At 70.0% G+C, this 8,568-nt stretch carries 8 protein-coding genes and 1 pseudogene; 3 read left to right on the top strand and 6 right to left on the bottom strand.

Going from position 1 to position 8,568, the window contains the following annotated elements; translation table 11 throughout:
• Positions 1 to 154 precede the first annotated feature (154 nt).
• The gene (locus tag ABZ281_RS03355; protein WP_356651619.1) at positions 155 to 628 is read right to left on the bottom strand and encodes a VOC family protein; all 474 of its coding nucleotides are present in this window, start codon (positions 626 to 628) and stop codon (positions 155 to 157) included.
• A 21-nt stretch (positions 629 to 649) separates the two neighbouring features.
• Here ABZ281_RS03355 and ABZ281_RS03350 point away from each other — a divergent pair, with 21 nt between their 5' ends.
• Positions 650 to 1,273 carry a CGNR zinc finger domain-containing protein gene (locus tag ABZ281_RS03350; protein WP_356651617.1) on the top strand — a complete coding sequence of 208 codons (624 nt, stop codon included), beginning with the start codon at positions 650 to 652 and terminating at the stop codon, positions 1,271 to 1,273.
• Here ABZ281_RS03350 and ABZ281_RS03345 read toward each other — a convergent pair.
• Positions 1,260 to 1,709: a helix-turn-helix domain-containing protein gene (locus ABZ281_RS03345; protein WP_356651615.1), complete on the bottom strand. Its 450-nt coding sequence runs from the start codon at positions 1,707 to 1,709 to the stop codon at positions 1,260 to 1,262. The two genes, ABZ281_RS03350 and ABZ281_RS03345, sit on opposite strands and share 14 nt — an antisense overlap.
• Positions 1,710 to 1,801: 92 nt before the next feature.
• Here ABZ281_RS03345 and ABZ281_RS03340 point away from each other — a divergent pair.
• Positions 1,802 to 3,145 (top strand): annotated as a pseudogene (locus tag ABZ281_RS03340) (MFS transporter); the annotation flags it as partial.
• Here the strand turns inward: ABZ281_RS03340 and rarD are convergent.
• Together rarD and ABZ281_RS03330 are read right to left on the bottom strand one after the other, a co-directional pair.
• Entirely contained in the window at positions 3,037 to 4,050 is a 1,014-nt protein-coding gene (gene rarD / locus ABZ281_RS03335) for an EamA family transporter RarD (RefSeq protein ID WP_356651613.1), read from the bottom strand. The pseudogene ABZ281_RS03340 and the gene rarD overlap by 109 nt on opposite strands.
• 123 nt (positions 4,051 to 4,173) lie before the next feature.
• Positions 4,174 to 5,028 (bottom strand): SDR family oxidoreductase, encoded by an 855-nt coding sequence (locus tag ABZ281_RS03330; RefSeq protein WP_356651611.1) that lies wholly within the window; start codon positions 5,026 to 5,028, stop codon positions 4,174 to 4,176.
• Between the two features lie 91 nt (positions 5,029 to 5,119).
• Between ABZ281_RS03330 and ABZ281_RS03325 the strand changes: the two genes are divergently transcribed.
• The gene (locus ABZ281_RS03325) at positions 5,120 to 5,500 is read left to right on the top strand and encodes a helix-turn-helix domain-containing protein (RefSeq protein WP_356651609.1); all 381 of its coding nucleotides are present in this window, start codon (positions 5,120 to 5,122) and stop codon (positions 5,498 to 5,500) included.
• Between the two features lie 34 nt (positions 5,501 to 5,534).
• Here ABZ281_RS03325 and ABZ281_RS03320 read toward each other — a convergent pair whose 3' ends face one another.
• The gene (locus ABZ281_RS03320) at positions 5,535 to 6,614 is read right to left on the bottom strand and encodes a 2-oxoacid:ferredoxin oxidoreductase subunit beta (RefSeq protein WP_356651607.1); all 1,080 of its coding nucleotides are present in this window, start codon (positions 6,612 to 6,614) and stop codon (positions 5,535 to 5,537) included.
• Complete coding sequence (locus ABZ281_RS03315; RefSeq protein ID WP_356651605.1) at positions 6,607 to 8,535, bottom strand: 2-oxoacid:acceptor oxidoreductase subunit alpha; 1,929 nt, start codon at positions 8,533 to 8,535, stop codon at positions 6,607 to 6,609. Before ABZ281_RS03315 ends, ABZ281_RS03320 begins: the two co-directional genes overlap by 8 nt.
• Between the last annotated feature and the right edge of the window lie 33 nt (positions 8,536 to 8,568).

Below are 8,568 nucleotides of genomic sequence, written 5' to 3'. Positions count from 1 at the left end.
GTCCACGGGCCTCCCACAGTGAATGGGGTGCCTGGATGGTGAAGCTGGTACTGACTCTCCGTCAAGGTGCGTATTTGGCCAGGGCATTACGGAGGGCAGCCTCCGGCGTCCGTGTCGCTGGACGCGGAAATCGTTCCCCGGCCCGGCGCCCGTGTCAGTGCACGCAGAACTCGTTCCCCTCCGGATCAGCCATCACGACCCACTCGCCGCCCTGCTCCTTCACCCGCCGCAGCGCACTGGCCCCGAGCCCCTCCAGTCGTGCGACCTCCTCGTCGCGGCGCCCCCCGCCCGGGTGCAGATCGAGATGCAGCCGGTTTTTGACCGTCTTCTCCTCCGGCACCCGCTGGAACAGCAGCCGCCGCCCCAGCCCGGTCCCGCTCTCCTCCTCGTACGGATCCTCGGGGTGCCGTACCGCGATCAGGTCCCGGAAGGCGCGGCGGCCGTGGAACTCGACCGTGGCCTCCTCCGGCAGAGCGCCGAAGCCGAGCAGCTTCCCGATCAGGGCGCTGTTGTCCTCGACCTCGTAGTGAAGGGCGGCGGCCCAGAAGTCGGCCTGGGTATGCGGGTCGTTCGCGTCGATGACGAGTTTCCAGTGCACGGGAGTGGGTGATGCGGGTGTCTGCGTCATGTAACCACTTATACTGGTTAGGTGAGTGGACGTGCAGGGGAAACGCCGGATCGAACGCCCGGCCTGACGCTGGTCTCGGGCCAGGGCAAGCCCTACCGCTTCGACCCCGGCACCCTGTGCCTGGAGCTGACGGTGACGGGCGGCCCCGGGGCCTTCGCCCGCTGGGAAGTGCTGCACGAACCCGCCGACCTGGTCACCTGGGCCGGGCGCAGCCGACTGCCGGCCGGGCTGGACCTCACCGTCTCCGCCGGTGAACTGGAACGGGCCCGCGCCCTGCGCGACGCGGTGTTCCTGCTCGCGACCGACCGTGCCCACGGACGCCCGCTGCAAGCCGCACAGCTGGACGTCGTCAACGCCGCCGCGGCCGCGTCCCCGCTCGTCGCCCGCATCGAGCCCGACGGCACCCGCGCCTGGGCGCCGGGCGCCACCGGCACCCATCTGCTCGCGACCGTCGCCCGCGACGCGATCGACCTGTTCACCGGGCCGCACGCCGACCGCATCCGCGAATGCGGCGCCCACAACTGCCATCTGCTCTTCGTCGACACCTCCCGCCCCGGCCGCCGCCGCTGGTGCGCGATGGAGCACTGCGGAAACCGCGAGAAGGTCCGGGCACACCGCGCCCGCCACGCGTCTACGGAGCCGTAGCCCCCGTGGCCTCCGCCGCACGGGTGTCGTACGCCGTCCGGGCCTGCGCGATCTCCTCCTGGTGCGCCTCCGTCCAGGTCACCAGGGACTGGATCGTGGTGTGCAGTGTCCTGCCGAGGGAAGTCAGTTCGTACTCCACCCGCGGCGGAACCACCGGGTGCACCGTCCGCTTCACCAGGCCGTCCCGCTCCAGCGAGCGCAGGGTCACTGTCAGCATCCGCTGGCTGACCCCGTCGATCTCCCGGCGCAGCTCGGTGAAGCGCAGCCGCCGGTTGTCCAGCAGCGCGATGACCAGCAGCGACCACTTGTCGGCGATCCGGTCGAGGATCTGCCGGATCTGGCAGTCCTCGCGGATGTCCCACGGGAAGGGATCGGCGCCGCCGTGGTCCACGGTGCTCGCGCAGTGACTCGGTGACTTCGAGGTGCCTTCTTCCATGTCTGTCGATGCTGCCGCGGGGTGGGCCATGGTTACAAGAGGGAACCGACCCTCACTTGCGTAACCGCCCCTTACCGGAGGAGTGTTGACCCATGGGCACCCGTGCCTGGGCGCTACTGCTCGTTCTCTGCGGAACGATCTTCCTCGAAGGCATCGACGTCGCGATGATGGCGGTGGCGATCCCGACCGTCCGCGCCGATCTGGGTCTTGTCACCGGCACCGCGGCCTGGGTGATGAGCGCCTACGTACTCGGCTACGCCGGCTTCACCCTGCTGGGCGGGCGGGCCGCCGACCTGCTCGGGCGGCGCCGGATGTTCCTGCTCTGGCTCACCGTCTTCCTCGCCTTCTCGGGGCTCGGCGGCTTCGCGACGGACGGCTGGATGCTGATCGTCGCCCGGTTCGTCACGGGCGTCGCCGCCGCGTTCATGACCCCGGCCGCGCTCTCCCTGATCACCACGTCGTACGAGGAGGGCCCGCAGCGCAACAAGGCCCTTCTGGTCTTCGCCGGGACGGGCGCGGCGGGTTTCTCCCTCGGCCTGGTGATCGGCGGCCTGCTCACCGAGATCGGCTGGCGCTGGGTGTTCTTCGCCCCGGTACTGCTGGCCGCCGCCCTGCTCGTCACGGCCGTACGTCTGATCCCGCGGCGCGACGTCCCGCCGAAGCGCGGGCGCACCTTCGATCTGTCCGGCGCGATCACCGCCGCCTGCACCATGCTGCTGGCCGCCTACACCGTCGTACGCCTGGAACACGGCCTGCACCATTGGCCGCTCACCCTGGCCTCGGGCCTCGCAGCCGTGATCATGGCCGGCGTCTTCGTCGCGGTCGAACGCCGCTGCCCCGACCCGCTCGTCCGGCTCGGCATGCTGCGCCGGGGCCCGGCCGTGCGCGCCGACCTCGGGGCGCTGCTCTTTCTCGGCGCCTTCTTCGGCTTCCAGTTCGTCGTCACGCTCTACCTGCAAGAATTGCGCGGCTGGTCGTCTCTGCAGACGGCGGTGGCTCTCGTCGTCATGGGCATCGACGCCGTCCTGGCGCCGACGCTCACGCCCAGACTGGTCACCCGCTTCGGCAACGCCGGAGTGATCACCGGCGGTTTCCTCCTGGCGGTGGCCGCGTACGCGCTGTTCCTGCCGGTCGGCATGGACTGGTCCTACGCCATGATGTTCCCGACCCTGCTGCTCTCCGGCCTCGCGTTCGCCCTGGCCTTCGGGCCGCTGACGATCGCGGCGACGGACGGGGTCGACGAGTCGGAGCAGGGCCTGGCCGGCGGGCTGCTGACCACCGCCATCCAGTTCGGTGCCGCGATCGGCATCTCGGCGGTGACCGCGGTCTACGGCCTGGCGTCCACCGGGTCCGGTCCGCAGGCCACGCTCTCGGCGTTCCGTGCGGCATTGACCGTGCCGGTCGCCCTGGTGGTGCTGGGCACGCTGGTCTCGCTGGTCAGCGTCCGGGAGGCCCGGCGGGCGGCGCGCAAGGCGTCCCAGGTGAGCAGCGTCAACGCCAGCCACACCAGCGCGAACCCGGCCCAGCGCTCCGGCGGCATCTCCTCGTGGAAGTAGAAGATGCCGAGCATGAACTGCAGGACCGGCGTCGAGTACTGGAGCAGGCCGATGGTGGACAGGGGTACGCGGATGGCGGCCGCGCCGAAGCAGACCAGGGGGAGCGCGGTGACGATGCCGGCCGAGGCGAGCAGCGCCGCGTGCCCCGCGCCCTCGGCGGCGAAGGTGGAGTCGCCCCGCGCGGAGAGCCACACCAGGAAGGCGAGCGCGGGCAGGAACTGGATCGCGGTCTCGGCGGCCAGCGACTCGATGCCGCCGAGGCCCACCTTCTTCTTCACCAGCCCGTAGGTGGCGAAGGAGAACGCGAGGCAGAGTGAGATCCACGGGGGCCGGCCGTAGCCGATGGTCAGCACGACGACCGCCGCGCAGCCGGTCCCGACCGCCGCCCACTGCACCGGCCGCAGCCGCTCCTTCAGCAGCAGCACGCCCATCGCGATGGTGACCAGCGGGTTGATGAAGTACCCGAGCGAGGCCTCGACCACGTGCCCGGAGTTCACGGCCCAGATGTACAGGCCCCAGTTGACGGTGATGACCGCCGCAGCGACCGTGATCAGCGCCAGCTTGCGGGGCTGCCGCAGCAGCTCACCGGCCCAGGCCCAGCGGCGCAGCACCAGCAGGGCGGCGCCCACGAAGACCAGCGACCACACCATTCGGTGGGCCAGGATCTCTACCGCGCCGGCCGGCTTCAGCAGGGGCCAGAACAGGGGGACGAGCCCCCACATCCCATAGGCCGCGAAGCCGTTCAGCAGTCCTATGTGCCGCTCACCCCTCGGCTTGCCGGTCACGGGCCCCTCCTTCGCGCCTGGCGTGTGTCCGCGTGGACGACGGTAACGCCGAGCGCCCCCGGCTGTCATGCCCGTATCGGTATACGGTCATGACAGTCCGGGGTGGCGTGCTGCGGGGGAGGGTCAGCCCTTGAGCGCGGCGGCGATGGCCTCGGCGAACGGGGTGGTCGGGCGGCCGGTCAGGCGGGACAGGTCGCCGGTGGAGACGACCAGCTCGCCCTTTTCGATGGAGGCGTCCACGCCCGCGAGGATCCGGGCGAACGGCTCGGGCAGGCCCGCGCCGGTCAGGATGCCCACGAGGGCTTCGACGGGGACGGCGTTGTACGCGATCTCCTTGCCGGTCTGCCGGCTCAGCTCGGCCGCGTACTCGGCGAAGCTCCAGGGGGTGTCGCCGCCCAGCTCGTACGTCTTGTTCTCGTGCCCCTCACCGGTCAGCACGGCGACGGCGGCAGCGGCGTAGTCGGCGCGGGAGGCGGAGGAGACCCTGCCCTCGCCGGCGGCGGCGACGACCGCGTTGTGCTCCAGCACCGGGGCGAGGTTCTCGGTGTAGTTCTCGTGGTACCAGCCGTTGCGCAGTAGGGCGTAGGGCACGCCGGAGTCCAGCAGGATCTCCTCGGTGCCGCGGTGGTCGTCGGCGAGCGTGGCGGTCAGGGTACCGGGGGCGCTGGTATAGGCGAGCAGGGCGACACCGGCGGCCTTGGCGGCGTCGATGACGACCTTGTGCTGCTGCACCCGGCCCTTGTCGAACTCGGTGCCGGAGATCAGCAGCACCTTGTCGCCCGCGGAGAAGAGGCCGTCGTAGGAGGCGGGGTCGTTGTAGTCGGCGAGGGCGATCTTCACGCCGCGGTCCGCGAAGTCGGCGGCCTTCTCCGCGTTGCGCACGACCGCGGTGATCTGCCCGGCGGGCACCTTCTCCAGCAACTGCTCCACGACGTGGCGGCCGAGCTGTCCGGTGGCGCCGGTGACGACGATGCTCATGGTGAGGACTCTCCTTGTGGGGTACGTTGGCACTAACCCTAGGAGATGCGCTAACTCTTCGAAAGTACCCACTTTGAAGTAAGGTACTGGTATGCCGGTAAGTAGCAGTGAAGCCCTGTGCCCCTACCGGCTGGTCCTGGAGCACGTGACCAGCCGCTGGGGCGTGCTCGTCCTCACCGAGCTCCTGGACCGCCCGTACCGCTTCAGCGAACTGCGCCGCGCGATCAGCGCGCACGGAAGCCGGGGCGTCAGCGAGAAGATGCTGACCCAGACCCTCCAGACCCTGGAGCGCGACGGACTCGTCCACCGCGACGCCAAGCCCGTCATCCCGCCGCGCGTCGACTACTCCCTCACCGGCCTGGGTCGTGAGGCCGCCGAGCAGGTGAAGGCCCTCGCGGCCTGGACGCACCAGCGCATGGACGAGGTGGAACAGGCCCGCCAGGCGTACGACGGGGCCCGGGCCGCCACGTAGGCGGCCCGGGCCCCGAGAGCTCCCTTCGGCCGGGTCAGCCGACGACCGTCCAGGTGTCGCCGCCCGCCAGCAGCGCGCCCAGGTCGCCCTTGCCGTGCTGCTCGATCGCGGTGTCGAGCTGGTCGGCCATCTGCGTGTCGTAGACGGGCCGCTCGACGGAGCGCAGGACCCCGATCGGCGTGTGGTGCAGGGTGTCCGGGTCGGCGAGGCGGGACAGCGCGAAGGCCGTGGTCGGGGACGGGGAGTGCGCGTCGTGGACGAGCACCTGGTCCTCGTTCTCCGGCGTCACCGCCACCACCTTCAGATCACCGGTCAGCGGATCCCGGACGACACCCTTGGCCAGGTCGGCGCCGAAGCGGATCGGCCGGCCGTGCTCCAGCCGGATCACGGCCTCCTCGGCCTGCTGCTTGTCCTTCAGGGCGTCGAAGGCACCGTCGTTGAAGATGTTGCAGTTCTGGTAGATCTCGATCAGTGCCGTGCCCTGGTGGGCGGCGGCCTGGCGCAGCACCTCCGTCAGGTGCTTGCGGTCCGAGTCCACCGTCCGCGCCACGAACGACGCCTCCGCGCCGAGCGCCAGCGACACCGGGTTGAAGGGCGCGTCCAGCGAGCCCATCGGCGTCGACTTGGTGATCTTCCCGACCTCGGAGGTCGGCGAGTACTGGCCCTTGGTCAGACCGTAGATCCGGTTGTTGAACAACAGGATCTTGAGGTTGACGTTGCGGCGCAGCGCGTGGATCAGGTGGTTGCCGCCGATGGACAGCGCGTCGCCGTCACCCGTGACCACCCACACCGACAGATCGCGGCGCGAGCTCGCCAGGCCCGTGGCGATGGCGGGGGCCCGGCCGTGGATGGAGTGCATCCCGTACGTGTTCATGTAGTAAGGGAAGCGGGAGGAGCAGCCGATGCCCGAGACGAAGACGATGTTCTCCTTCGCCAGCCCCAGCTCGGGCATGAAGCCCTGCACCGCGGCGAGGATGGCGTAGTCGCCGCAGCCGGGGCACCAGCGCACTTCCTGATCGGACTTGAAGTCCTTCATCGACTGCCTGCCCTCGGCCTTGGGGACGAGGGAAAGCGCCTCGATGGTGCCGGTGCCGTGCGTGGACGTCTCAGCCATCGATGGCCTCCTTCAGAGCCGCGGCGAGCTGCTCCGCCTTGAACGGCATGCCGTTGACCTGGGTGTACGAGTGGGCATCGACCAGGTACTTCGCCCGGATGAGCGTGGCGAGCTGCCCGAGGTTCATCTCGGGGATCACCACCTTGTCGTAACGCTCCAGCACAGAGCCCAGATTCCGCGGGAAGGGGTTGAGATGGCGCAGATGCGCCTGGGCGACGGACTCCCCGGCTCTGCGCAGCCGCCGCACGGCCGCCGTGATCGGCCCGTACGTCGAGCCCCAGCCCAGGACCAGGGTCCTGGCCTCGTGTGGGTCGTCCACCTCGACGTCCGGGACGTCGATGCCGTCGATCTTCGCCTGCCGGGTGCGCACCATGAAGTCGTGGTTGGCCGGGTCGTAGGAGATGTTGCCCGTGCCGTCCTGCTTCTCGATGCCGCCGATCCGGTGCTCCAGACCCGGCGTGCCCGGGATCGCCCACGGGCGGGCCAGCGTCTGCGGGTCCCGCTTGTACGGCCAGAACACCTCGGAGCCGTCGTCGAGCGTGTGGTTCGGCCCCTGCGCGAACCGCACCCGCAGGTCCGGCAGCTCCTCGATGTCCGGGATCCGCCAGGGCTCGGAGCCGTTGGCCAGATAGCCGTCGGACAGCAGGAACACCGGCGTGCGGTACGTCAGCGCGATCCGCGCCGCCTCCAGCGCGGCGTCGAAGCAGTCCGCCGGGGTGCGCGGCGCGACCACCGGCACCGGCGCCTCGCCGTTGCGCCCGTACATCGCCTGGAGCAGGTCCGCCTGCTCGGTCTTGGTGGGCAGTCCCGTCGACGGGCCACCACGCTGGATGTCCACGACCAGCAGCGGCAGCTCCAGGGAGACCGCGAGACCGATCGTCTCCGACTTCAGCGCCACACCCGGGCCGCTCGTCGTGGTCACGGCCAGCGAACCACCGAAGGCCGCGCCCAGCGCGGCCCCGATGCCTGCGATCTCGTCCTCCGCCTGGAAGGTCCGCACGCCGAAGTTCTTGTGTCTGCTCAGCTCGTGCAGGATGTCCGACGCCGGAGTGATCGGGTACGACCCCAGATACAGCGGCAGATCCGCCTGCCGGCTCGCCGCGACCAGCCCGTAGGACAGGGCGAGATTGCCGGAGATGTTGCGGTAGACACCCGGCGGGAACGCGGTGGCAGCCGGGGCGACCTCGTAGGAGACGGCGAAGTCCTCCGTCGTCTCGCCGAAGTTCCAGCCGGCCCGGAACGCCGCGATGTTGGCCGCCGCGATGTCGGGCTTCTTCGCGAACTTCGACTTCAGGAACTTCTCCGTGCCCTCGGTGGGCCGGTGGTACATCCAGCTCAGCAGGCCCAGCGCGAACATGTTCTTGCTGCGCTCCGCCTCCTTGCGGCTGAGGTCGAACTCCTTGAGCGCCTCGACCGTGAGCGTGGTCAGCGGCACGGGGTGCACGTGATAGCCGTCCAGCGACCCGTCCTCCAGAGGACTGGTCCCGTATCCGACCTTCTGCATCGCCCGCTTGGTGAACTCGTCCGTGTTGACGATCACCTCGGCGCCGCGCGGCAGGTCGCCGATGTTCGCCTTCAGCGCGGCCGGGTTCATCGCCACCAGCACGTTCGGCGCGTCACCGGGGGTGAGGATGTCGTGGTCGGCGAAGTGCAACTGGAAGGACGACACACCCGGCAGGGTTCCGGCGGGCGCCCTGATCTCGGCCGGGAAGTTCGGCAGCGTCGACAGGTCGTTGCCGAACGACGCGGTCTCCGAGGTGAAACGGTCACCGGTGAGCTGCATACCGTCACCCGAGTCCCCCGCGAACCTGATGATCACCCGGTCGAGGCGACGGACATCCTTCGCGCCCGCCGCTTTGCGCTGCTCTCCTACGACTGCTCCGTCGGCCTGCTCCGCTGGGCTACTGACCTGGCTGGTCACTGAACTGGACCTCCCTCGAGGACGCTGTCCGGG

The organism is Streptomyces sp. NPDC006265 (assembly GCF_040613555.1).
GTDB lineage: Bacteria > Actinomycetota > Actinomycetes > Streptomycetales > Streptomycetaceae > Streptomyces.
This window is presented reverse-complemented; position numbering and strand designations above follow the sequence as displayed.

Bases quoted from the DNA above. Each gene is read 5' to 3' on its own strand.
- ABZ281_RS03355 (WP_356651619.1), bottom strand. From the start codon at position 628: ATGACGCAGACACCCGCATCACCCACTCCCGTGCACTGGAAACTCGTC.
- ABZ281_RS03345 (WP_356651615.1), bottom strand. From the start codon at position 1,709: ATGGAAGAAGGCACCTCGAAGTCACCGAGTCACTGCGCGAGCACCGTG.
- ABZ281_RS03330 (WP_356651611.1), bottom strand. From the start codon at position 5,028: ATGAGCATCGTCGTCACCGGCGCCACCGGACAGCTCGGCCGCCACGTC.
- ABZ281_RS03325 (WP_356651609.1), top strand. From the start codon at position 5,120: ATGCCGGTAAGTAGCAGTGAAGCCCTGTGCCCCTACCGGCTGGTCCTG.
- ABZ281_RS03320 (WP_356651607.1), bottom strand. From the start codon at position 6,614: ATGGCTGAGACGTCCACGCACGGCACCGGCACCATCGAGGCGCTTTCC.